We start from the raw sequence: 26,876 nt of genomic DNA, 5'->3' as shown, positions 1-26,876 counted from the left end.
GGGCGTGGTACTGGTCCAGGGCCTTCGGCCGGCTAGGTCTGGTCGTCGGCGAAACCGGCTTCGAGTTCCTCGATCTGGCTCTGTGCCAGGTCCAGGAGGGGGAAGTCGGACGGGGTGTGCCCACCGGCGACGGGGCCGGCGGTGTGGGCGGCAAGACCGCGGAGCATGTCCAGCCAGGCCTGCCCGAGCCGTCGGGCGGCGGCGTCGTCGAGCACGCCGGAGGGCCAGCCGAGGGACAGGGTGAGCTCGGGTGCGTCAGCAGTGTCCACCACGACGGCACCGGCCTCCAGCGTGTGCGTGGACGGCATGTCCGGATCGGCACCGCCGCCGATCTCACCGGTCAACTGCCAGTCGGCGGGCGCTCCTTGGCGGTTTCCCGCGGTGAAGCGTCCGAGGTAGTTGAAGCCGATCTGGGGCGCCGGCAGGGCGGCCAGGGACGGTCCGGTGTCCGGGTTGAGATGCCGCAGCAGTCCGTGGCCGAGCCCGTCGCCGGGTACCGTCCGCGCCTGTTCCTTCACCGCCTTCAGCAGGGATCCGCTCGACGGGCCTCCGGTGCGGGCGTCGTTCAGGTCGATGCCGCTCAGGTCGAGGCGCACCGGGTGGGTACGGGTGAACCAGCCCACCGTGCGGGACAGGTCCACGCCGTCGACCGGTTCCCGGCCGTGGCCCTCGACATCGACCAGCAGGACACGGTCGCCGTCCGCCCGGCCGGACGCCACGGCCGCCGCGAGGGCGGCGAGCAGCACCTCGTGCACACCGCAGTGGAACAGGACGGGTGTGGTGGCGGTCAGGGTGGCCGCCTGCGGCGCGGGCACCGTCCACGAGGCGTGGTGCACGGTCGCCGCCGTGTCGACCGCCGGGTCCAGGGCGCGCTCCCCGATGAGGGGTTCGGCGACGTCGAGAAGCCGCGTCCACTGCGGCAGCTCCGCGGTCCGTTCGGGTGCGACGGCCTGCTCGGCCAGCAGGTTCGCCCAGCGCCGGAACGAGGTGACCGGCGGGTCGAGCACGGGTTCCCGTCCGGCCGCCGCCGCCCGGCACGCCTGGCCGAGGTCGGGGACGAGCACCCGCCAGGACACCCCGTCGACCGCCAGGTGATGGACGGCGAGCACGACACGTCCGCTCCGCTCGGGCCCGGCGTCCACCCACACCGCCTGGAGCATCACTCCGGCGGCGGGATCGAGCCGCCCCACGGCCTCGCGTGCGGCACGGGCCGCGAGCGCGTCGAGGTCGTCCGCGGCCGGATCGAAGTCGTCCGCGGCCGCGTCGAGGGTGTCCGCGAGCGCGCCCACGGCCAGATCGAGGTCGTCCACGGCCACGTCCCGTGCGTCGACACGGACGACGAGTGCCTCCGCGTCCACGGAACCGGCCTCGCCGACCACGATCCGGCCGCCCTCGACGACCCGGGCCCGCAGCATGGCGTGTGTGGTCAGCAGGGCGCCGGTGCCGGCCACGAGGACCTCGTGGGTGAGGTCCGGCGGGGCCCCGAGGACCACCCACTGCGCGAATCCGGGGCTGACGACGCGCTCGCCGAGCTCCCGCATCACCGGGGTCCACGGCACCTCGCCGACCGCGACGTCCTCGGCGTCGGGTCCGGCCGGGCCGGTCGCGTCGGCGACGACGGCGAGGCGTTCGGGGGTCTTCTCCTCGAAGACCTGCCGTGGCGTCACCACCAGTCCGGCCTGCCGGGCCCGGGACGACAGCTGCATCGACGAGATGGAGTCGCCCCCGAGCTCGAAGAAGCTGTCGTCGGCTCCGACCCGGTCCAGGCCCAGGACATCGGCGAACAGGTCGCACAGGAGGGTCTCGGCGGGCGTACGCGGCTCGCGTCCCCGCGCCCTTCCGGCGAAGTCCGGGGCGGGCAGCGCGGTGCGGTCGAGCTTCCCGTTCGCGGTGCGGGGCAGGTCGCCGAGCGGCACGAAGGCGGTCGGCAGCATGTACTCCGGCAGCCGCGCGGCGGCGAAGTCCCGTACGGCGGCGGCGAGTTCGTCGGACCACGGCACGTTCTGCCCGGAACCGCCCGGCCCGGAACCGAAGGCCCCGCCTTCCGCCCCGGGCGCCCGCGGGACGACGTAGGCGACGAGACGCTGTTCGCCCGGGCGGTCCTCGCGGGCCACCACCACGGCCTGCGCGACCGCGGGGTGCGCGGTCAGGGCGCTCTCCACCTCCGCGGGTTCGATGCGGTGCCCGCGCACCTTCACCTGGCCGTCCGCGCGGCCCACGAAGACCAGTTCACCGGTGTCGTTCCAGCGGACGAGGTCCCCGGTGCGGTACATGCGTGTGCCGGCCGCGAAGGGGCAGGCGACGAAGCGTTCGGCGGTCTGGCCGGGCCGCCCGCCGTAACCGCGGGCCAGCCCCGGGCCCGCGACGTACAGTTCACCGACCGCTCCCGGGGGCAGCGGCTGGAGGAAGGCGTCCAGGACGTAGACGCGTACGTTCGGCGGAGGGGTGCCGATGGGCACGGTGCCGGCGCCGGGGGCGAGCGGTCGGCTCATCGCCGCGCACACGGTCACCTCCGTGGGGCCGTACGCGTTCACCATCCGCCGGTCGGCGGCCCACCGGTCCACGAGCGCCGGCGGACAGGCCTCGCCGGCCACCACCAGCGTCCTGAGGGAGGCGGGCAGGCGCTCCTCGGTCGCGAGCACGCCGGGGGGCACGGTGACATGGGTGGCGCCCCACTCCCGCACGGCCTCGGCGAGCGTCACCCGCGGCGGCAGCCCGTCCTGGTCCGGCACCACGAGCGCGGCGCCGGACAGCAGGGCCATGCACAGTTCGGACACGGCGGCGTCGAAGCTCGGCGAGGCGAACTGCAGGACCCGTGCGTCCGGTCGCACCGCGAACCGCTCGATCTGCGCCCGGGCGAGGTGGGCGAGTCCCGTGTGGGTGACGACCACGCCCTTCGGGGTGCCGGTCGACCCGGAGGTGTAGATCACGTACGCGGCGTGCTCCGGGCGCAGGGCCGCGCGCCGCTCCCTGTCGTCGAGGGGGCCGCCCGCACGGCGGGCCACGCCCGCGGTGACGTCCGGGTCGTCGAGTACGACGATCCGTCCCCGGAACCCGTCGGGCACCGCGCCCCGGGTCCGCCGCGTGCACACCACGGCCGCCGGGTCGGCGTCCCGCAGCAGGAACGCCACCCGGTCCGCCGGGTGCCCGGCGTCCACCGGGACGAAGGCCCCGCCCGCCATGGACACGGCGAGCACGGACACGACCATCGCCGCCGAGCGGGGCACCAGCACGGCGACGCGGGCCTCCGGCCCCACTCCCGCGTCGACGAGGTGGCGGGCCAGGCGGCCGGCGTCCGTCTCCAGCTCCGTGTACGTCAGGGTCCGGTGGCCGGCGTCGAGGTCGCCCGGAGCGCCCGGGTCGGCCGTAGCGGATTCGGCGGCCGTCGCGTTGCCACGCGACACCAAGGCCACCGCGTCCGGCGAGCGCCGTACCTGACGCCGGAGCAGTTCCGGCAGCGGGGCGGCCTCGACCGGCTCATGCGTGCCGCTCCACGTGTCCACCACGAGCTCGCGCCGGGCCGGGCTCAGTACGCCGATGCGCGCGACCGGGGCCTGCGGATCCGCCGTCAGCTGTTCGAGGACGTGCCCGAGCGAGGCCGTCACCTGTTCCGCCCAGTCGTGCCCGAACACCTCGGGCCGGTAGATGAGTTCACCGTGCAGCCGGTCCCCCGGCACCGCGATCAGGGTGAGCGGATAGTGGCCGGTGTCCTCCGGCCTGCCCCCGGGGCGGATGACCAGAGTGTCGGGCGAGGGCTCGGCCAGGCGGGGGCGGGGGTAGTTCTCGTACACGAAGAGCGCGTCGAAGACCGCGCCCGGACCGGCGAGCTGCCTGATCTCGGGCATACCGATGTGCTGGTGCGCCATCAGCGCGACCTGCCGCCGCTGGAGGTCCTCGAGGAGGTCGACGACCGGCCGGTCACCGCCCAGCCGCACCCGCACCGGCAGCGTGTTGATGAAGAGCCCGACCATGGACTCCACGCGTGGCAGCTCGGCCGGCCGCCCCGCGACCGTCGCGCCGAACACCACGTCGGTCCGTCCGGCGAGCCGGGCCAGCAGCAGGGCCCAGGCACCCTGCACCACGGTGTTCACGGTGAGCCCGCGATCGCGCGCCAACTCGGCCACCGCTGCGGTGAGTTCCTCCGGAAACTCGAAGGCCACCCGGGCCGGGACCGTGGGCACCCTGCCCTGTTCCTCCGGTGCGACGAGCGTCGGCCCGTCCGCTCCCGCGAACTCGGTCCGCCAGGCATCCCGCGCCGCTTCCTTGTCCTGCGTGCCGAGCCAGGCCAGGTACTCCCGGTAGGAGGTCGCCGGGGGCAGCGCCCGGGCGTCGCCTCCGGCTGCGTAGATCGCGGACACCTCGCCGATGAGGACGGGCAGGGACCAGCCGTCGGTGACGATGTGGTGGCTGGTGACGATCTGGACGTGCCGGTGCTCGCCGAGCCGGACGAGGGTCAGGCGCAGCAGCGGGGCCTGCGTCACGTCGAGGCGGCGCGACCGCTCGTCCCGCACCAGCCGGTCGAGCCCGGCCTGCGCCTCGGCCTCGGACAGCCCCGTGAAGTCGGCCTCGTGCCAGGGGAGTTCCACATCCCGGGCGACGACCTGGACCGCCCCGCCGGAGTCCAGTTGGTGGAAGCTCGCCCGCAGGATCGGATGCCGGTGCAGCAGGGCCCGCCAGGACGCGCGCAGCCGCTCCACGTCCAGGGGCCCGTCCAGGGCCAGGATGCGCTGCCCTTCGTAGAGGTCGGGGCCCTGGTCGTCGTATGCCGCGTGGAACAGCAGCCCCTGCTGCAGCGGCGACAGCGGCCAGACGTCCACCAGGCCGGGCACCCGGGCTTCCAGTTCCTCCACACTCCGCTGGGTCAGATCGAGGAGGGGGAAGTCGGAGGGGGTGTGCCCGCCGACCGCCGTGTCGCCGAGCGGCGCGGTCGGCGAGACGTGGGTCGCGAGGCCGACGAGGGTCTCCCGCCAGATCCGGCCCAGGCCCTCCGCCGCCGTTTCGTCCAGGAGCGTCGCCGGCCAGCTGAGCGTGACGGTCAGGGCCGGGCCGTCCGGGGTGTCCTGGACGGTCGCGGCCGCTTCCAGGGCGTGCAGGGCGGGCATGTCCGGGCCGGCGGAGCCGCCGATCGCGGTCTGGCCGCTCAGCTGCCAGGGCGTCACCTGCTCGGTGGAGGCTCCCGTGGTGAAACGCCCCAGGTAGTTGAAGCCGATCTGCGGGGCCGGCAGCCGAGACAGGACCTCGCTGCTCTGCGGGTTGAGGTACCGCAGCAGCCCGTATCCCAGGCCGTCATCGCCGGGCACCGACCGCGCCTGCTCCTTGGCCGTCTTCAGCAGGGCACCGGCCGCCGCATCACCGTCCAGGACCTCGTCCAGGTCCACTCCGGTGACGTCCAGGCGCACCGGGTGACTGCTGGTGAACCAGCCGACCGTGCGCGACAGATCCGTACCGGCAAGAGGCTCACGGCCGTGCCCCTCGACGTCGACGAGCACGCCGCCCGCGGTCTCCGGCCGCCAACGGGCCACCGCACCCGCCAGTCCCGCCAGCAGCACCTCGTGCACCCCGCAGTGGAAGAGCGCCGGCGCCGCATTCACGAGCTGGGCGGCTGCCCGTGCCGGAAGGGTCCAGGACCGTTGCGTCATGGTGGCAGCGGTGTCGAGCGCCGGGTCCAACTCCCGCTTCCCGAAAGAAACTTCGGGCACGCGCATCAGCTCGGCCCAGGCGTCCGGTTGACCGGTCAGTGCCGGATCGGCCGCTCGTTCCGCCAGCAGCCCGGCCCAGCCCAGGAACGACGTTGTCACCGGGTCGAGTTCGGGTGTCCGGCCCGCGGCTACGGCCTCGCAGGCGGCCTCCAGGTCCGGCAGCAGGATCCGCCACGAGACGCCGTCCACGACCAGGTGATGTACGACCAGCACCAGGCGTCCCACCCGGTCCGGACCGGCGTCCACCCACACCGCCTGCACCATCACACCGGCCGACGGATCCAACCGCCGCACCGCCTCACGCGCAGCCCGCCCCGCAACCTCGTCCAGGTCATCCACCGCCGTATCCGCAGCGTCGACCCGCACGATTCGCGTCCGCGCATCCACCGAACCGGGGTCATCGACCACCAAGGTGGATTGCTCACCCACCCGCGCTCGCAACACCGCGTGCGTGTCCAATACGGCGCCCAGACCGGCCGCCAGCACCTCCACCCCCAGCCCGGGCGGCGCACCCACCACCGCCCACTGCGCGAACTCCGGGGAAGCCGCATGCTCCCCCAGCGCCCGCATCACCGGCGTCCACGGCACCACACCCACACCCGCGTCGGCCTCGACCGCGCCGGCGTCGTCGTTAGCCGTCGCCGCCAGTGCCGCAAGCCCTGCCGGGGTCGCCTGGGCGAAGACGTCCTGCACCTTCAGCACCAGACCCGCACGCCGGGCGCGTGCCACCAGCTGCATCGACATGATCGAGTCGCCGCCCAGCTCGAAGAAGCTGTCGTCGACCCCGACCCGCTCCAGCCCCAGCAACTCCGCGAACACCCGGCACAGAACCGCCTCCGCCTCCGTCCGCGGTTGGCGTCCGGTGGCCTTCTCAGCGGCTTCGGGGGCGGGCAGGGCCGCGCGGTCGAGCTTCCCGTTCCTTGTCACGGGGAAGGCGTCGAGTGCGAGGACGGCGGTGGGGACCATGTAGTCGGGCAGCCGTGTGGCGGCGTGCGCGCGCACCTGGTCGGGGTCCACGGCGTTCGGGCCGTCGGGGATGACGTATCCGGTCAGGCGGAGCTCTCCCGTGTGATCGGTCCGCGCCGTCACCACCGCCTGGGCCACGGAGGGATGCGCGGCGAGGGCCGCCTCCACCTCGCCCAGCTCCACCCGGAAACCACGGATCTTCACCTGCGCATCCGCACGGCCGACGAACTCCAGCGTGCCGTCCTCCGTCCACCGCACGAGGTCGCCCGTCCGGTACATCCGCTCACCCGGCACGAAGGGACACGCCACGAACCGCTCCGCCGTCAGACCCGGCTGTGCCCAATACCCGAGAGCCAGCCCCTCACCGCCTGCGTAGAGCTCACCGGTCACGCCCGTCGGCACCGGTTGGAGGAAGGGGTCCAGCACATAGGTACGGCGGCCCGGCATCGGCCCGCCGATGGGCAGCACGGAGCCCAGCGGCTCGTCGGGGCGCACCTGGTGCCAGGTCACGCACATGGTCACCTCGGTCGGCCCGTAGCAGTTGCGGACCGCCACGTCCGGGCAGGACTGCCGCACCCGGGCGACCGACGCGGCCGGCACCACGTCGCCGCCGCTCAGCACCTCGCGCAGGCCCGCGAAGCACTCCGGCGCCTCCTCGGCCAGGGCCCGGAACAGGCCCGCCGTGACGAAGGCGGCCGTCACGCCGTCGGCCACGTATGCCTGCATCTGCCGGCCGTCCAGGATGCCGGGCTCGGCGATCACCACCCGGCCGCCCGCGGCCAACGGCACCCACAACTCGTACATGGACGCGTCGAAGGCGTGCGGCGCGTACATGAGCACCGCGTCGTCGGGGCCCACATGCCACTCACGCTCACCGACCAGCGCGGCCGCGCTGCCGTGCGGCACCGCCACGCCTTTCGGGACCCCGGTCGACCCCGACGTGTACATCACGTACGCCACATCGGCCGGACCGACACGCACCGTCGGCGCGTCCCCGCAGGCGGCCAACTCGCCCACGACACCGGGCTCGTCCACGGACACGACCCGTGCCGCGATCCCCTCCGGCACCACCGCACGCGTCGCCTCCGAGCACACCACCACCGCCGGCGCGCAATCCGCCAACACCAGCGAGATCCGCTCCACCGGAGACCCGGCGTCCACGGGCACGTACGCCGCCCCCGCACGCCACACTCCCAGCAGCACGACCGCCACCTCGATGGACCGGTCCATCACCACCGCGACACGGTCACCGCGGCGCACCCCGAAACCCGCCAGATACGACGCCACCCGCCCCGAGGCCGCCCACAACTCCCCGTACGACAGCGCCCGGTTGCCCTCCTTCAGCGCCACCGCACCCGGCGACACCCGCGCCCGCTCGGCGATCATCTCCGGCACGGAAAGCACGGAAAGCACGGCAGACACGGGACCGTTCAAAGCGCCGCTCGCCGCCGCACTCGATCCGCCCAGCACGGCCGCACGCTCCGCCGCGCCCAGCACCCCCACCCGGCCCAGCGGCGCGAGCGGGTTCCGCAGCATCTCCTCCAGAACCCACACCACGCGCCGGGCGATCAGACCGGCCTGCTCCCGGTCGAACAGGTCCGGTCGGTAGGTCACCACCACGCGGAGCCGGTCGGTGGGGACGACGCCCACAGCCAGTGGGTAGTGGGTGCCCGCCACGGTGTGCAGCCGGGTGATCGTCACCTCGTCGGCCGACCGGTCGGAACCGGAGAGGGCGACGGAGCCGCGCGGATAGTTCTCGAACATGAGCATGGTGTCGAACGTCGCGCCGGGCCCGACGAGTTGCTGGATGCCGGGCAGACCGAGGTGCTGATGGGTGATCAGTGCCGCCTGCCGTTCCTGGAGGTCGGTGAGCATCCGCACCACGGGCTGGTCGGCGTCGAGTCGTACGCGCACGGGAAGGGTGTTGATGAACAGGCCGACCATCGACTCCACGCCCGGCAGCTCGGCAGGGCGGCCCGCCACCGTGCCGCCGAAGACGACATCCGTACGGCCGGCCAGCCGGGCCAGCACCAGCGCCCACGCACCCTGCACCACGGTGTTCACGGTCAGGCCCCGCGAGCGCGCCCACTCGGTGAGCTCCGCGGTTCGCTCCCGGGACCACTCCTCCCAGACCACGTCCGACGTCACCGGCGAGCTGCCCGCGGCGGCGGGGGCGACCAGCGTCGGCTCGTCCGCACCGGCCAGTTCCCGCTGCCATGCGGCGCGCGCGGCCTCCTTGTCCTGCCGGCCGAGCCACACCAGGTAGTCCCGGTAGGAAGCCGCCCGCTTCAGGGCCGGGGTGTCACGGCCGTCCGCGTAGACGGCGGACACCTCGTTGAGGACGACCGGCATCGACCAGCCGTCCAGGAGGATGTGGTGGCAGGTGATGGCGAGGCGATGCCGGTTGTCGCCCAGGCGGACCAGCAGCAGACGCAGAAGCGGTGGCTGCGTCAGGTCGAAGCGCCGCGTCAGGTCGCGCCGGGCCAGCCGCTCGGCCTCGGCCAGGGCGTCGGACTCCGGAAGTCCGGAGAGGTCGGCCTCGTGCCACGGGAGTGCCACGTTCCGCGCGACGACCTGGACCGCGCCGCCGGAGGCCGGCTCGTGGAAGCCGGCCCGCAAGGCCGGATGCCGGGCAAGGACCGCCTCCCACGACGCGCGCAGGCGTGCCGCGTCGAGTGGGCCGTCGAGGGCCAGCAGGCGCTGTGTCTGGTAGACGTCCGGTCCCTCGTCGTCGAACGCGGCGTGGAAGAGCATGCCTTCGTGCAGCGGTGACAGCGGCCAGATGTCGGCCAGGTCGGGCACCCGGGCTTCCAGTTCCGCCACGCTGTGCGGGGTGAGGCGGACGAGAGGGAAGTCGGAGGGGGTGTGGCCGCCCGCTGCAGGGCTGCTCGTGTGCGCGGCCAGCGCGCTCAGCACGCGTGTCCAGGCCTCGCCCAGCTCCTGCGCCGCCGCCTCGTCGAGCAGGCCGCCCGGCCAGCTGAGCGTGAGGGTCAACTCCGGTCCGTCGGCGCGGTCCTGAACGGTCGCGGCCGCTTCCAGGGTGTGCAGGGCGGGCGTCTGCGGTGCGACCGAGCCGCCTATCGCGGTCTGCCCGCTCAGCTGCCAGGCCTCCACGCCGGTGGCCGACTGGCGGCCTGCGGTGAAACGGCCCAGGTAGTTGAAGCCGATCTGGGCGGCGGGCAGTTCGGACAGGACCGTGCTCGTCTGCGGGTTGAGGTAGCGCAGCAGACCGTATCCCAGGCCGTCGCCGCCGGGTACTGACCGCACCTGCTCCTTGACCGCCTTCAGCAGCAGTCCGGCCGCCGCACCACCCTCCAGAACCTCGTCCAGTTCTACGCCGGTGACGTCCAGGCGTAATGGGTGGCTGCTGGTGAACCAGCCGACTGTGCGCGACAGATCCGTACCGGCGACAGGCTCACGGCCGTGCCCCTCGACGTCGACGAGCACCCCACCCGCGGTCTCCGGGCGCCGGCACGCCAGTGCTCCGGCCAGTCCCGCCAGCAGCACCTCGTGCACACCGCAGTGGAAGAGCGCCGGCGCCGCATTCACCAACTGGGCCGCGTCCTGCGCGGGGACGGTCCACGACCGGTGCGTCATGGTCCCGGCCGTGTCCAGCGCCGGGTCCAACTCCCGGTTGCCCAGCAGGACATCGGGGACCCGCGACAGTTCTGCCCAGGCGTCCGACTCTGCGACTCGGCTGTCCTGGGTGGCCTGGCCGGTGAGGAGGTTGGCCCACTGCTTGAACGATGTTGAAACGGGGTCGAGTTCGGGTGTCTGGCCCTCGGATACGGCTTCGCAGGCGGCTTGCAGGTCAGGCAGCAGGATCCGCCATGAGACGCCGTCCACGACCAGGTGATGCACGACCAGCACCAGTCGGCCCACCCGTTCCGGCCCGGCGTCCACCCACACCGCCTGCACCATCACACCGGCCGACGGATCCAACCGCCGCACCGCCGCACGCGCGACCCGGCCCGCAACCTCGTTCAGATCACCGGCCGCCGTCGTATCCCCTGCGTCCACCCGCACGATCCGCGTCCGCGCATCCACCGAACCGGGGTCATCGACCACCAAGGTGGATTGCTCACCCACCCGCGCTCGCAACACCGCGTGCGTGTCCAGTACGGCGCCCAGCCCGGCCGCCAGTACCTCCACCCCCAGCCCGGGCGGCGCACCCACCACCGCCCACTGCGCGAACTCCGGGGCAGCCGCATGCTCCCCCAACGCCCGCATCACCGGCGTCCACGGCACCACACCCACACCCGCGTCCACCTCGACACGACCGTCCCGCACCGCACCGACCACCGCCGCAAGACCCGCAGGCGTCTCGTACTCGAAGACGTCCTGCACCTTCAGCACCAGACCCGCACGCTGAGCCCGCGCCACCAACTGCATCGACATGATCGAGTCGCCACCCAGCTCGAAGAAGCTGTCGTCGACCCCGACCCGCTCCAACCCCAGCAACTCCGCGAACACCCGGCACAGGACCGCCTCCGCCTCCGTCTCCGGCTCGCGCCCGGAGACCCGGCCCGCGAAATCCGGCGCCGGCAACGCCGCACGATCCACCTTGCCGTGACGCGTCACCGGCAAGGCATCCAGCGCGAGGACGGCGGCAGGGACCATGTAGTCCGGCAGCCGCAGAGCGGCGTGGGCGCGCACGTCGTCGGTCTCCACGCGGTCCGGGTCCTCGGGCACGACGTAGCCGACGAGACGGCGTTCGCCCGGAGTGTCCTCCCGTACGGTCACCACGGCCTGGGCCACCGAGGGGTGCGCGGCGAGGGCCGCCTCCACCTCGCCCAGTTCCACCCGGAACCCACGGATCTTCACCTGCGCATCCGCACGGCCGACGAACTCCAGCGTGCCCTCATCCGTCCACCGGACCAGATCACCCGTCCGGTACATCCGCCCACCCGGCACGAACGGACACGCCACGAACCGCTCCGCCGACAGACCCGGCTGCGCCCAGTAGCCGAGCGCGAGGCCGGCCCCGGCGATGTACAACTCACCGGTCACCCCGGGCGGCACCGGCTGCAGGAAGGCATCGAGAACATAGGTCCGCCGCATGGGCAGCCGACGCCCGATCGGCAACGGTGAGCCGACGCGGTCCTCGGGCCGCATCAGGTGCCAGGTCGCGCACAGGGTGGTCTCGGTGGGGCCGTACAGGTGCCGTACCGCCACCTCCGGGCACGCCTCCCGCACCCGAGCCACCGACGTGGCGGGCACCACGTCCCCGCCCGTCAACACCTCACGCAACCCCGCGAAACACCCCGGCGCCTCCCCCGCCAGCACCCGGAACGACCCCGCCGTCACATGAACCGAGCTCACACCCTCGGCCACGTATGCCTCGATCTTCCCGGCATCCACCACACCAGGCTCGGCGATCACCACCCGCGCACCAGCGGCCAACGGCACCCACAACTCGAACAACGACACATCAAACGCATGCGGCGCATGCATCAACACCGCGTCATCCGGACCCACATGCCACTCACGCTCACCCACCAGCGCCGCCGCGCTGCCGTGCGGCACCGCCACACCCTTCGGCACCCCCGTCGACCCCGACGTGTACATCACGTACGCCACATCACCCGCAGCCACCGGCACCCGGCAGCCGTCGGGGCGCTCTGCCACCTCGGCCGCCGTCACGGGCTCGTCCACCACCACAACCCGTGCTGCGACACCCTCCGGCACCACCGCCCGCGTCGCCTCCGAGCACACCACCACCGCCGGCGCACAATCCGCCAACACCAGCGACACCCGCTCAGCCGGAGAGCCGGCGTCCACAGGCACGTAGGCCGCCCCCGCACGCCACACCCCCAGCAACGCCACGACCAGATCCGCGGACCGCTCCATCACCACCGCGACCCGATCCCCACGCCCCACCCCGACACCCGCCAGATACGACGCCACACGCCCCGACGCCGCCCACAACTCCCCATACGAAAGCGACCGATCACCCTCCACCAACGCCACCGCACCCGCCGAAACCCGCACCCGCTCGGCGATCATCTCCGGCACGGAACCGTCCCGTACCCCGCTCGCCGCCGCACTCGATCCGCCCAGCACAGCCGCGCGTTCCGCGGGACCCAGCAGACCCACCCGGCCCACCAGCACCGTCGGATCCCCCACCACCTGCTCAAGTACCGCGAAGAACCTGGTGAGCACCGACTCGGCGGTGTCCCTGTCGAACAGGTCCGGTCGGTAGTCGAGCTTGCAGCGCATGGGAGTGCCCGGGGACACGACGAGGGTGTAGGGGTAGTGGGCTGTCTCCTCACCGGCGATGACCCGCAGGCCGAAGCTGTCCTCGTCCGATGCCCGGGCTGGAGTGCGCGGGTAGTTCTCGTAGACGAGGAGCGTGTCGAAGGTGGCTCCGGGCCCGGTGAGTTGCTGGATCTCGGACAGGCCGAGGTGCTGATGGCCGATCAGGTTCTTCTGGTTGTCCTGGAGTTCGGCGAGCATCCGCACCACCGGCTGCGCACCGTCGAGGCGCACCCGCACGGGAACCGTGTTGATGAACAGGCCGACCATCGACTCCACGCCCGGCAGCTCCGCCGGGCGGCCCGCCACGGTCGCACCGAACACCACGTCCGTACGGCCGGCCAGCCGGGCCAGCACCAGCGCCCAGGCGCCCTGCACCACCGTGTTCACCGTCAGGCCGTGCCGACGGGCGTAGGCGGTCACGTCCTCGGCCAGGCGTGCGGATACCTCGCGGATGAGGATCTCCGGCGCCACCGGAGCCCTTCCCGGGGCAGCCGGAGCGACCAGGGTCGGTTCTTCCGCGCCCGCGAGTTCCTGCCGCCATACGTCGCGCGCGGCCTCCTTGTCCTGACGGCCGAGCCACACCAGGTAGTCCCGATACGAGACGGGCGCCGGCAGGACGCCGGAGTCGCCGTCGGCCGCGTACAGCGCCCTCATTTCCCTCAGCAGCACGGGCAGGGACCAGCCGTCCATGAGGACGTGATGGCTGGTGAGCACCAGGCGGTGCCGCCTGTCCCCCAGCTTGATCAGCAGTAGCCGCAGCAGCGGCGGAACCGCGAGCTGGAACCGCTCCGCCCGCTCGGCCTCGGCCAGTTTGTCCAGGGCGGCCGCCCTTTCGGCCTCGGGGAGCCCGGAGAGATCGGCTTCACGCCACGGCAGTACGACGTCCCGGGCGATGACCTGCATCGCCTCTCCCGACTTGCGTCGCCGGAAGCCCGCACGCAGCGCCGGGTGACGGGCCAGGAGCGCCTCCCACGCCGTCCGCAGCCGTCCCGCGTCCAGCGGTCCGGTCAGGTCGAGCAGCCGCTGCCCCTGGTAGACGTCGGGTCCCTCGTCGTCGAAGGAGGCATGGAACAACAGCCCCTCCTGGAGCGGAGACAGGGGCCACACGTCCTCGACTGCGGATCGGGTCATCGCTTCACTCCTCAAGGCGTGGTGTCCGGTCAGGAGAGGCCGCCGGTGAATCCGGCTTCGAGCTCGTCCACTTCGTCCTGCGCCAGGTCGACGAGCGGGAAGTCGGACGACGTGTGGCCGCCCGCCGCGGGGCTGGTCGCGTGCGCGGCGAGTCCGGCGAGCAGGGCCAGCCATGCCCGGGCCAGGTCCTCGACCGTCGGCTCGTCCAGGACGGTCACCGGCCGGCTCAACGTGAGCTTCAGCTCGCACCCGTGAGCCCCGTCGTGTACGACGGCCCCCGCCTCCAGGGTGTGCAGGGCGGGCATACGCGGTGCGGCCGAGCCGCCGATCGCGTTCGCCCCGCTCAGCTGCCAGGGGATCACCGTCTCGGTGGAGGCTCCCGTGGTGAAACGGCCCAGGTAGTTGAAGCCGATCTGGGCGGCGGGCAGTTCGGACAGGACCGTGCTCGTCTGCGGGTTGAGGTAGCGCAGCAGGCCGTATCCCAGGCCGTCGCCGCCGGGTACTGACCGCACCTGCTCCTTGACCGCCTTCAGCAGCAGTCCTGCCGCCGCACCACCCTCCAGAACCTCGTCCAGGTCTACGCCGGTGACGTCCAGGCGCACCGGGTGACTGCTGGTGAACCAGCCGACCGTACGCGACAGATCCGTACCCGCAACGGGTTCACGGCCGTGCCCCTCCACGTCGACGAGCACCCCACCCTCGGTCTTCGGCCGCCAACGCGACACGGCACCCGCCAGCGCGGCGAGCAGCACCTCGTGCACACCGCAGTGGAAGAGCGCCGGCGCCACCCCGACAAGCGTCTGCGCCTGAGCCGAGGGCACGGTCCACGTGCGGTGGACCAGAGTCGCCACTGTGTGGCGCTCCGGGTCGAACTCGCCTGTTCCCAACGGCGGTTCGGGCGCACCGAGCTGGTCGGTCCATTGCTCCAGCTCGGAGACCCGGCTGTCCTGGGTGGCCTGGTCGGTCAGGAGGCTGGCCCACTGCTTGAACGACGTCGAAACCGGGTCGAGTTCGGGTGCCCGGCCCGCGGCGACCGCCTCGCAGGCGGCCTGGAGGTCAGGCAGGAGGATCCGCCACGAGACGCCGTCCACGACCAGGTGATGCACGACCAGCACCAGTCGGCCCACCCGGTCCGGACCGGCATTCACCCACACCGCCTGCACCATCACACCGGCCGACGGATCCAACCGCCGCACCGCCGCACGCGCGACCCGGCCCGCAACCTCGTCCAGATCACCGGCCGCCACATCCCGTGCATCCACCAGGGCCACGAGAGCCCGCGCATCCACTGAGCCGGGCTCGCCGACCACCAGAGTCGATGCCTCGCCCACCCGCGCCCGCAGCACCGCGTGCGTGTCCAGTACGGCGCCCAGCCCGGCCGCCAGTACCTCCACCCCCAGCCCGGGCGGCGCACCCACCACCGCCCACTGCGCGAACTCCGGGGCAGCCGCATGCTCCCCCAACGCCCGCATCACCGGCGTCCACGGCACCACACCCACACCCGCGTCCACCTCGACACGACCGTCCCGCACCGCACCGACCACCGCCGCAAGACCCGCAGGCGTCTCGTACTCGAAGACGTCCTGCACCTTCAGCACCAGACCCGCACGCTGAGCCCGCGCCACCAACTGCATCGACATGATCGAGTCGCCACCCAGCTCGAAGAAGCTGTCGTCGACCCCGACCCGCTCCAACCCCAGCAACTCCGCGTACAGCGCACACAAGGTCTCCTCCACGCTGTTACGCGGCTCGCGCCCGGAGACCCGGCCCGCGAAATCCGGCGCCGGCAACGCCGCACGATCCACCTTGCCGTGACGCGTCACCGGCAAGGCGTCCAGCACCACCACCACGGCCGGCACCAAGTAGTCCGGCAACACCCGTGCCACGTACTCCCGCACCTGCCGGCCGTCCACCGCCGACCCGTCGGTCACCACGTATCCGATCAGCCGCCGTTCACCCGGCCGTTCCTGCGGAGCCGTCACAACGGCCTGGGCCACCGAGGGGTGCGCCGCAAGCGCCGCCTCCACCTCGCCCAGCTCCACCCGGAACCCACGGATCTTCACCTGCGCATCCGCACGGCCGACGAACTCCAGCGTGCCCTCATCCGTCCACCGGACCAGATCACCCGTCCGGTACATCCGCTCACCCGGCACGAACGGACACGCCACGAACCGCTCCGCCGACAGACCCGGCTGCGCCCAGTACCCCAGCGCCAGCCCCTCACCGGCCACATACAGCTTACCGGTCACGCCCGGCGGCACCGGCTGCAGGAAGGCGTCCAGCACGTACACCTGCCGACAGGGCAGCGGACGTCCGATGGGCAGGACCGAGCCCACGGCCTCGCCCGGACGCCAGATCCGCCAGGTCGCGCACAGGGTGGTCTCGGTGGGGCCGTACAGGTGCCGTACCGCCACCTCCGGGCACGCCTCCCGCACCCGAGCCACCGACGTGGCGGGCACCACATCCCCGCCCGTCAACACCTCACGCAACCCCGCGAAACACCCCGGCGCCTCCCCCGCCAGCACCCGGAACGACCCCGCCGTCACATGAACCGAGCTCACACCCTCGGCCACGTATGCCTCGATCTTCCCGGCATCCACCACACCAGGCTCGGCGATCACCACCCGCGCACCAGCGGCCAACGGCACCCACAACTCGAACAACGACACATCAAACGCATGCGGCGCATGCATCAACACCGCGTCATCCGGGCCCACATGCCACTCACGCTCACCGACCAGCGCCGCCGCACTCCCGTGCGGCACCGCCACACCCTTCGGCACCCCCGTCGACCCCGACGTGTACATCACGTACGCCACATCAGCCGGACCGACGCGCACCGCGGGCGCATCCCCACATGCGGCCAACTCGCCCACGACACCGGGCGCGTCCGCGACCACGACCCGCACATCAGCGCCGTCCGGCACCACCGCCCGCGTCGCCTCCGAGCACACCACCACCGCCGGCGCACAATCCGCCAACACCAGCGACACCCGCTCAGCCGGAGAGCCGGCGTCCACAGGCACGTAGGCCGCCCCCGCACGCCACACCCCCAGCAACGCCACGACCAGATCCGCGGACCGCTCCATCACCACCGCGACCCGATCCCCACGCCCCACCCCGACACCCGCCAGATACGACGCCACACGCCCCGACGCCGCCCACAACTCCCCATACGAAAGCGACCGATCACCCTCCACCAACGCCACCGCACCCGCCGACACCCGCACCCGCTCGGCGATCATCTCCGGCACCAATCCAGCCGGAACCCCACCCGCCGTAGCCCCCCAGCCCTCCAGCACCAGACCGCGCTCGGGACCGGTCAGCACACCCATCCGGCCCACCAGCGCCGACGGATCCTCGACCAGTTGCTCCAGAACCCGCGCGAGGACGCCGCCCAGTGCCTCGCCGAGCTGCTCGTCGACGAGGTCGGGGTGGTAGGTCACGTCGATGCGGAGGCGCTCGTCGGGGGCGATGCCGATCGACAGGGGGTAGTGCGTGGCCTGGCGGGCCTCCACGGAGGCGAAGGTGACGGTGTCGGGGGCGGGCGGCTGTTTGGCGGTGCGCGGGTAGTTCTCGTAGACGAGGAGCGTGTCGAAGGTCGCTCCGGGGCCGGCCGCGTTCTGGATGTCCGCGAGGCCGAGGTGCTGATGGGGCATCAGTGCGGTGTGGTGCTCTTGGAGTTCGGTGAGCATCCGCAGCACCGGCTGCGCACCGTCGAGGCGCACCCGCACGGGAACCGTGTTGATGAACAGGCCGATCGCGGACTCGGCCCCCGGGAGTTCCGGTGGGCGGCCGGCCACGGTCGCGCCGAACACGACGTCCGTGCGGCCGGTCAGCCGGGCCAGCACCAGCGCCCAGACGCCCTGGACGACGGTGTTCAGGGTGAGGCCGTGGGTGCGTGCCAGGTCGGTGAGTGCGGCGGTCGCCTCCGTGGAGAGGTGGACGGACCGCCGCGTCGGTGTCGCGGTGCCGGGGGTCGAGGTCGTCGCCGCGGCGACCAGCGTGGGCTCCTCGGTGCCGGCGAGTTCGGTGCACCAGGCGGCTTGGGCGGCGTCCTTGTCCTGGCGGGCCAGCCACGCCAGGTAGTCGCGGTAGGAGGTGACAGGGGCGAGGGACGACGTGTCGCCGTTCGCCTCGTAGATCGTGGCGAGTTCGTCCAGCAGGACGGGCAGGGACCAGCCGTCGAGCAGGATGTGATGGCTCGTCAGGACGAGGCGATGACGGCCCGTTCCGAGGCGTACGAGGAGCAGACGCAGCAGGGGCGCGACCGCCGGGTCGATCCGTCGGGCCCGCTCGCCGCGCACGAGGCGGTCCAGCTCGGCATGCGCGGCGGTCTCCGTGTGGTCCGACAGGTCGGCCTCGGTCCACGGCAGTGTCACCTGCCGCATGACGAGCTGTACGGCTTCGCCGGAGGCGCGCCGGTGGAAGCTCGCCCGGAGGGCGGGGTGGCGGGCGATGAGCGCCTGCCACGATGCCCGCAGCAGGGCCGCGTCCAGCGGGCCGTCGACGGACAGGACGGACTGCACGGTGTAGATGTCGGGGTGGTCCTGCCCGTCGAAGTCGGCGTGGAAGAGCAGGCCCTGCTGCAGCGGCGACAGCGGCCATACCTCCGCGAGGGCGGACCTCTGGGCAGCGGATCCTTGACCGGCCGTGGGAGCCTTCACAGCGACCGTCCTCCTTCGAGTCCTTCGAGTCCTTCGAATCCCTGGATTTCTTCAAGTCCTTCGAGCGGGCCGGGCGGGCCGCCGGGCCCGGCCAGCTGTGCCGCGATCGCCTCGAACTCCTCGACTTCGTCCTGGGCGAGGTCGACGAGGGAGAAGTCGGACGGGGTGTGTCCGCCCGCGGTGGGGTCCGCGGTGTGGCCGGCCAGGGCGGTGAGCAGGTCCAGCCAGGTCCGGCCGAGCCGGTCGGCCGTCGCCTCGTCGAGGACCGCGCCGGGCCAGCTGAGCGTGAGGCCGATCTCGGGTCCGTCGGGGGTGTCGCGGACGGCGGCCGAGGCTTCGACGGTGTGGGCCGCGGGCAGGTCGGGGGCGGCCGAGCCGCCGATGGGTGTCGCTCCGGCCAGCTGCCAGGGGTCCACGGCCCCGCCGCTGGGGGCGGTGGAGAAGCGGCCCAGGTAGTTGAAGCCGACCTGGGGGCTGGGCAGTGCGGCCAGGATGGGGGCGGTCTCGGGGCCGAGGTGGCGCAGCAGGCCGTAGCCGAGGCCGTCGCCGGGTATCGCCCGGGCCTGCTCCTTGACCGTTTTGAGGAGGTCGCCGACGGCCGGTCCGCCGGTCCGTGCCTGGTCGAGGTCGACGTGTGCGAGGTCGAGGCGTACGGGGTGCACGCTGGTGAACCAGCCCACGGTGCGCAGGAGGTCCGCGCCGCCGAGCGAGTGGCGTCCGTGGCCTTCCACGTCGACGAGGACGATGCCGGTCCCGTCGCCGGGGTGCCGTGCCGCGTCCGCGGTCGGGTCGGCGGTGGGGTGGGGGCGGACGAGGCGGACCGCGCCCGCCAGGGTGGACAGGAGTATCTCGTGGACGCCGCAGTGGAACAGGAGCGGGGTCTCGCCGACCAGGGTGCGGGCCTGCCGCGCGGGCACGGTCCACCTCGCGCGGCGCACGGTGGCCGCGGTGTCCCGGAGCGGGTCGAGGTTCCGCCTGCCCAAGGGGGGTTCCGCATGTGCCACCACGGCGCCCCAGCCCTCGAGTTCGGTGGTGCGTGCCGGCTCGCTGGCGTGTCCGGCGAGCAGGCTGGCCCAGCGCCGGAACGACGTCCCCACGGGGTCCAGGGTGGGCTCGCGGCCGGACGCGGCGGCCTCGCAGGCGGCCCGTAGATCGGGCACGAGGATCCGCCAGGAGACGCCGTCCACGGCCAAGTGGTGCACGGCCAGGACCAGTCGGCCGGTGCGTGCGGGCCCGGCGTCCAGCCACACCGCCCGGACCATGACGCCGGACGACGGGTCCAGGCGCCGTACCGCGTCGCGTGCGGCCCGGTCCGCGGCCTCGTCCAAGTCCGGCTCGGCCACCTGGGTCGCGTCGGTCCTGGTGACCAGTTCCGCCGCGGACACCGCGCCCTTCTCGCGGACGACGAGGCGCGTGTGCGGCCCCGTTCCGTCGGTGCGGGCGCGCAGCATGTCGTGGGTGTCGAGCAGGGCGCGCAGGCCTGCCGTCAGTGTCTCGGTGCCCAGTGCCGCCGGTGCGCCGAGGGTCACCCACTGGGCGAAGCCCGCGCCGGTGACGCGTTCGCCGAGGGCCCGCATCACCGGTGTCCACGGCACCTCGCCCACGCCGATGTCCCAGGCGGGCTCGTGGCCGGTGCCGAGCCGGGCGACGGGTGCCAGGTCCGCCGCCGTCGGGCGCTCGAAGACGTCCTGTGCGGTGAAGGACACGCCGGCCCCGCGCGCACGGCTGACCAGTTGCATGGAGGTGATGGAGTCGCCGCCGAGGCGGAAGAAGTTGTCGTCGGCGCCGACCCGTTCCAGGCCGAGCACCTCGGCGAACAGGGCGCACAGGGTCTCCTCCGCCGCGCCCTCGGGAGCACGCCCCACGGCGCGTTCGGCGAAGTCGGGGGCGGGCAGGGCCGTGAGGTCGGTCTTGCCGTTCGGCGTGACCGGCAGGGTGCCCAGCACCACGACCGCCGCGGGCACCATGGCGGCGGGCAGGATGCCGGCGACGGCCTCGCGGACCGACTCGCCGTCCAGGAGCCGTCGTTCGGACGGCGCGGGGGTGGCGGCGTCCGGGGCCGGGGTCACGTACCCGACCAGGCGCCCCTCGCCCCTGCCGTCCCTCCGCAGTGCCACCACGGCGCGGCCGACGCCGGGGTGTGCGGCGAGCACCGCCTCGATCTCGCCGGGCTCCACGCGGAACCCGCGCACCTTCACCTGTGCGTCGGCCCGCCCCTCGTGGACGAGGTCTCCGGCGCGGGTGCGGCGTACGAGGTCGCCGGTGCGGTACATGCGCTCGCCGGGTGCGAACGGGCAGGCCACGAACCGCTGGGCGGTCGGTCCGGGCCGGTTCAGGTAGCCGCGGGCCAGACCGGCCCCGGCGAGATACAGCTCGCCGACCGTGTCGGGGCCCACCGGCTGCAGGAAGCCGTCCAGCACGTACGCGGCGGTGCGGGCGATCGGGCGGCCCGTCGTGGGCGGGTCCTCGGCGTGCAGCGGGCGGCTCACCGTCGAGGTGACCGCCGCCTCGGTGACCCCGTACTCGCTGTGCACGTCACGGCCGGTGACCGTCCAGCGGCGCCGCAGGTCGTCGGGCGCGGCCTCGCCGCCGATGATCAGCACGCGCAGGGCGGGCAGATGCGTGGGCGGGAGCTGCGCGAGCATCGTCGGGGTCATCGCCACGTGGGTCACTCGGGCGGCGCGCATCAGGCGTACGAGCTCTTCCCCGGTCGCGTGCCGCCGTGCGGGCGGGGCGAGCACGAGGCGCCCGCCCGCGCACAGCACCGGCCAGATGTCCGCCATCGACACGTCGAAGCTGGGCGAGACGAGTTGCAGGACCCGGCTGGAGGCGTCCATCGCATAGCGCCGGGCGTGATCGGTGACGAGGTTGCGCAGGGCGCCGTGCGGGACGACCACGCCCTTGGGCGTGCCGGTCGAACCGGACGTGTAGATCGTGTAGGCGGCGTGCGCCGCCCGCAGCGGTGCCCCGCGGTCCCGGTCGGTCACGGGGCCGTCGGCGTGCCCGGCGATCGCCCGGGCCGTGCCGGGGTCGTCGAGGACCACGACGTGGCCCGGGTACTGAGGTGGTACGGCGTCCCGGGTCGCGCGGGTGCACACCACGACCGGCGGAGCGACGTCGTCGAGCATCAGGCGCAGCCGCGCCGGGGGATGGCCGGGGTCGAGCGGTACGTGGACGCCGCCCGCCAGCGACACGGCCAGCAGCGCCACGATCAGCTCGACGGAGCGGTCGGCCAGGACGGCGACCCGGCACTCCGGCCCGACGTCCGCGCCGATGAGATACCGGGCGAGGCGGGCCGATCCGGCGGCCAGCTCGGCATAGGTGAGGGTCCGTCCGTCCGCGTCCAGGGCCACGTCGGTGGCCGCTTCGACGGCCCGGCGCGTGAAGGCGTCGGGCACCAGGGTGTCGTCCTGGGTGCCGGACGGGCCGGTCTCCTCCTCCGCCCGGGCGCGCGCCAGGGCGAGTGCCCGCTCGCCGGTGCCCAGGACGGCGACGCGTCCCAGCGGCTGTGCCGGGTCGGCCGTCATCTGTTCCAGGACCCGCGTGAGTTGCCGGACCAGTTCGGCGACGCGTTCGGGTGCGATCACGTCCGGGCGGCCGACGAGGTGTCCGCGCAGCCGCTCGTCGGGCACCACGATCAGCGCCAGCGGGTAGTGGCCCCGGTCCTGGGGCTCACCGACGGGCCGCATGGTCAGCCCGGTCTCCGGGGCGCCGGACGCGGCCGGTGTCTCGGGCAGGTTCTCGAACACGACGAGGGTGTCGAAGACCGCGCCGTCGCCGGCGGTCCTGCGGATCTCCTGCAGGCCCATGTGCTGGTGCGGCATGAGGGAGACGTGGTGTTCCCGCAGGTCGGTCAGGAGCCCGGCGACCGGCCGGTCCGGCGCCAGGGCGGCGCGGACGGGCACGGTGTTGATGAACGGTCCGACGATCGACTCGATGCCCGGCAGGTCGGCGTGGCGGCCGGCCACCGTCGTGCCGAAGACGACGTCCGTGCGTCCCACGAGCCGGGCGAGGACCAGCGCCCACGCGGCCTGGAGCACGGTGTTGACCGTCACGCCCCGGTCGCGCGCCAACGTGCCGACGGCGTCCGTGAGTTCGGCGCTGAACTCGAACGACACGGGGCGGGGCACGACCGGTGCCCGGACGGCCTCCTCGGGCACCACCAGCGTGGGCTCCCCGGCTCCCGCGAGCGCCGACCGCCAGGCGCGGCGTGCCGACTCCCGGTCCTGCCGGGCCAGCCAGGCCAGGTAGGCGCGGTACGAGGTCGCGGCGGGCAGCGTTCGCCCGTCGCCGCCGGCGGCGTACACCTCGGCCAGCTCGTCGAAGACGACCGACATGGACCAGCCGTCGAGGAGGGTGTGATGGCTGGTGATGACCTGGTGGTGCCGGTGGTCGTCGAGCCGGATCAGGAGCAGCCGCAGCAGCGGGGCCGCGGCGAGGTCGAACCGTTCGGCCTTCTCCGCCTCGGCGAGCCGTGCGGCCTCGGCCTCCGCCGCGGGTCCGGGCAGCGCCGACACGTCGGCCGCACGCCAGGGCAGTGGCACGTCCCGTGCGATGGCCAGCACCTGTTCGCCGGAGGCGCGCTGGGCGAAGGAGGCGCGCAGCACAGGGTGGCGGTCGAGGAGGACCTGCCAGGATGCGCGCAGCCGCGCCACGTCCAGGGGCCCGTCGAGGGCGAGGACGCGCTGGCTCGCGTACACGTCGGGGCCGGCGTGGTCGAACGTCGCGTGGAAGAGCATGCCTTCCTGGAGCGGTGAGAGCGGCCAGACGTCCACGAGGCCGGGCCGCTCGGCACGCAGCCGGGCGAGTTCGTCGGGTGCCAGGTCCGTCAGGAGCAGTGCGGTGTCCGGGTCGCCGGTCTCCTCGTGGCCTGTTGGCGGCGCCGCTTCGGTGAACGTGGCCACAGTCGCCAGGGCCGCCGGTGTCTCGTTCTCGAACACCTCCTGCGCGGTGCAGAGTACGCCCGCGCGGCGTGCCTGCGCGGCCAGTTGCATCGCCATGATCGAGTCGCCGCCCAGGGCGAAGAAGCTGTCGTCGGCGCCGACCTCGTCAAGTTTCAGTACGGCGGCGAAGAGCTCGCACAGCGCGGCCTCGGCGGGTGTCCGGGGGGCGCGCCCTGTGACCTTGCCCGCGAAGTCCGGCGCGGGCAGGGCCGCGCGGTCGATCTTGCCGTTGCGGGTGACGGGCAGGGCGTCCAGGGCGCACACCGCGGCCGGCACCATCGGTTCGGGCAGCAGTCCGGCGACGTGGGCGCGTACGGCGTCGGCGTCCACGCCGTCCGGGCGCTCGGGCACGACGTAGCCGACGAGACGGCGTTCGCCCGGGGTGTCCTCGCGTACGGCGGCCACGGCCTGGGCCACCGACGGATGCGCGGCGAGAGCCGCCTCCACCTCGCCCAGCTCCACCCGGAACCCACGGATCTTCACCTGCGCGTCCGCACGCCCCACGAACACCAGCGCACCGTCGTCCGTCCACCGCACGAGGTCGCCCGTCCGGTACATCCGCCCACCCGGCACGAACGGACAGGCCACGAACCGCTCCGCCGACAGGCCGGGTTGTCCCCAGTAGCCGCGCGCAAGCCCTGCTCCTGCGACGTACAACTCCCCGACGAGGCCCGGCTCCACAGGTCGCAGGAAGGCGTCGAGCACGAAGGTGTGCCGCCCCGGAAGGGCGCGTCCTATGGGCAGCACCGGGCCTGTCGCCTCACCCGGCGGGACCAGGTGCCAGGTCGCGCACAGGGTGGTCTCGGTGGGCCCGTACAGATGGCGCATCGTCACGTCCGGGCAGGCCTCCCGCACCCGGGCGACCGAGGCGGCGGGCACGACGTCGCCGCCCGTCAGCACCTCGCGCAGCCCGGTAAGGCTCTCCGGATCCTGGTCGGCGACGACCCGGAACGTGCCCGCCGTCAGATGCAGCCGCGTGACGCCCGCGGACACGTACGCGCGCACACGGTGCGCATCGACGGGTCCCGGCTCGGCGACGACCACTCGGGCGCCCGCGGCCAGCGGAACCCACACCTCGTACAGGGAGGCGTCGAAGGCGTGCGGCGCGTGCATCAGCACCGCGTCGCCGGGGGCCATGCGCCAGCCGCGCTCGCCGACCAGCGCGGCCACGCCGGCATGCGGTACGGCCACGCCCTTCGGCGCGCCCGTCGACCCCGAGGTGTACATCACGTAGGCCATGTCGTGCGGGCCGGCCGGGGTGAGGGGAGCGCCGTCGTCGGCGGCCGGCTCCCCGGTGGTGGCAGGGCCGTCGAGCATCACCACCCGGGCGCCGCTCTCCGGCACCGTCGCCCGCGTCGTACGGGCGCACACCACCACGGATGCGGCGCAGTCGCTGAGGACCCTCGCCACGCGTTCGGCCGGGTGGCCGGCGTCCACGGGAACGTAGGCGGCCCCGGCCCGCCACACGCCGAGCAGCGCCACCACCAGGTCCGCGGACCGCTCCATCACCACGGCGACCCGATCACCACGCGCCACGCCCGCGCCCACCAGATGCCGGGCAACCTGCCCCGACCTGCGCCACATCTCGCCGTACGTCAGGGAGCCCACGCCGTCGGTGAGGGCCACAGCGTCGGAGCGGCGCAGCGCCTGACCGGCGATCAGCTCCGGTACCAGTGGCGCCCGCAGCGGCTGGGGCGCCGGGGAGGCGACGGGCTCTGCAGCCCTGGACGCGGCAGGGTCGGGCGCCGGAGACACGGCAGGCTCGGGCGTCCGGGACACTGCACGGTCGGACGGCCGGGACACGGCAGGTTCGGGCGCCGGTGAGACGATGGGCTCGGCACTGGCCGCGGCGACGAACCGTGGGCCGGCCGCGACGGCGGGGCGGGAGCCGGCCGCCGCGTCGATGCGGCCGATCGGCGTGGCCGGGTCCGCCACGAGGCGTTCCAGGAAGCCCACCAGGGATCGGTGGCTCCCCTGCACCCAGTCCTGGTCGTACTGCGCGGGGTTGGCCTCCAGGGAGACGGCCATGCCCTGGTCGTCGGACCAGCCGCCCACCACCACGCTCAGCTCCTCGACGCGGCGGTTCGACAGGTCCCGGACGATGCCCCGGCAGTCGCCGAAGCGTAGGTTCTCCCCGAGGGGCAGGATGTTGACGAAGGGGCCGAAGTGCCAGCGGCCGCCGTCCGGCCAGGCCAGTTCGCGGCGCAGTCGCTCGCCGCGGAACTGCTGGTGCTTGAGCAGGCCGGCGGTCTCGGGTCCGGCCGCGCGGGCCAGGTCGTCGAGGCTCATGGCCGGGGTGGCGGGCAGCCGGAAGGGCAGGACGTTCGCCATCGTGCAGGGGGTGCGCCGGCCCGTGGCCGTCAGGCGTGCGGCGACCGGCAGGCTCAGTACGGCCTCGTCGGCGCCCGTCATCCGGCAGGTGAACGCGCCCACCGCCGCGACGACCAGCCGGGGCCAGCTCACCTTGGCGCGGGCCGCGGCCTGGTGCAGGGCGCGCACGGCGGGCGGCGGCAGGTGACCGGAGGCAAGCACGGGACCGTCGGGGGCGGCGGGGCGGTGGCCCGGGATGGCCGCCAGTTCCGGCCGGTCGGCGAAGTGGTCGTGCCAGTAGCGGCGGTCCTGCGTGTACTCCTCGGACGCGCGGTACGCCGACTCCTGCGCCAGCAACTCCCGCAGCGGTGCGTGGGCCGCGGGCCGGGCCTGCTCTCCGCGCAGCTCCGCCGTGTACAGCTCGGCGACGCGGCGTGCCATGAGCGAGCAGCCGAAACCGTCCATCAGGAGGTGGTTGTAACGCTGGTACCAGACGTGCCGGCCGGGTGCGAGGGCGAGCAGCGCGTACGCGAACAGCCCGCTGTCGGCGGAGTGTGCCGTCCGGCGCAGCTCCGCGCGTATCCATGCCTCGGCGGCGGACCACGGGTCCTCGTGCGCGGTGAGGTCGACCGTCGTCAGGGTCCACTCCGGTACCGGGCCGACGAGCTGGGACACACCGCCGCCGGGTTCCTCCACGAACCGCACGCGCAGGATCTCGGTCTCCTCGACGGCCCTGCGCAGCGCGTCCTCGAAGGCTCCGGTGTGCAGCGGCCCGAGGATCTCGACGTGCTGGCCGATGGTGTAGAAGCCGCGCGAGCTCTCGATGCGCTGGGCCAGCCAGATCCCCTCCTGGCTCTCGGACAAGGACAGGGTGGAATCCGCTTCGTTGCTCATCGCTCTCC

At 73.4% G+C, this 26,876-nt stretch carries 3 protein-coding genes; all 3 read right to left on the bottom strand.

Annotated features, from left to right (window positions below; genetic code table 11):
- Positions 1-32: 32 nt before the first annotated feature.
- The 3 genes from ACQEV2_RS32535 to ACQEV2_RS32525 are packed head-to-tail and all read right to left on the bottom strand — an operon-like array spanning position 33 to position 26,868.
- On the bottom strand, positions 33-14,054 hold the full coding sequence (locus ACQEV2_RS32535) for an amino acid adenylation domain-containing protein (protein ID WP_433049480.1): 14,022 nt from the start codon (positions 14,052-14,054) through the stop codon (positions 33-35).
- Between the two features lie 29 nt (positions 14,055-14,083).
- Entirely contained in the window at positions 14,084-18,721 is a 4,638-nt protein-coding gene (locus ACQEV2_RS32530) for an amino acid adenylation domain-containing protein (RefSeq protein WP_433049477.1), read from the bottom strand.
- Positions 18,718-26,868 carry an amino acid adenylation domain-containing protein gene (locus ACQEV2_RS32525; protein ID WP_433049474.1) on the bottom strand — a complete coding sequence of 2,717 codons (8,151 nt, stop codon included), beginning with the start codon at positions 26,866-26,868 and terminating at the stop codon, positions 18,718-18,720. The genes ACQEV2_RS32530 and ACQEV2_RS32525 overlap by 4 nt, the downstream gene beginning before the upstream one ends.
- Positions 26,869-26,876: the final 8 nt, after the last annotated feature.

This window comes from Streptomyces sp. CA-251387, from assembly GCF_050936625.1.
Taxonomy (GTDB): Bacteria; Actinomycetota; Actinomycetes; order Streptomycetales; family Streptomycetaceae; genus Streptomyces.
Note: the sequence above shows the minus strand (reverse complement) of the source record. Positions and strands in the feature narration are given on the sequence as shown.

What these genes read in the sequence shown, in the direction of transcription:
- ACQEV2_RS32535 (WP_433049480.1), bottom strand. Translation starts at nt 14,054, where the DNA reads ATGACCCGATCCGCAGTCGAGGACGTGTGGCCCCTGTCTCCGCTCCAG.
- ACQEV2_RS32525 (WP_433049474.1), bottom strand. Translation starts at nt 26,868, where the DNA reads ATGAGCAACGAAGCGGATTCCACCCTGTCCTTGTCCGAGAGCCAGGAG.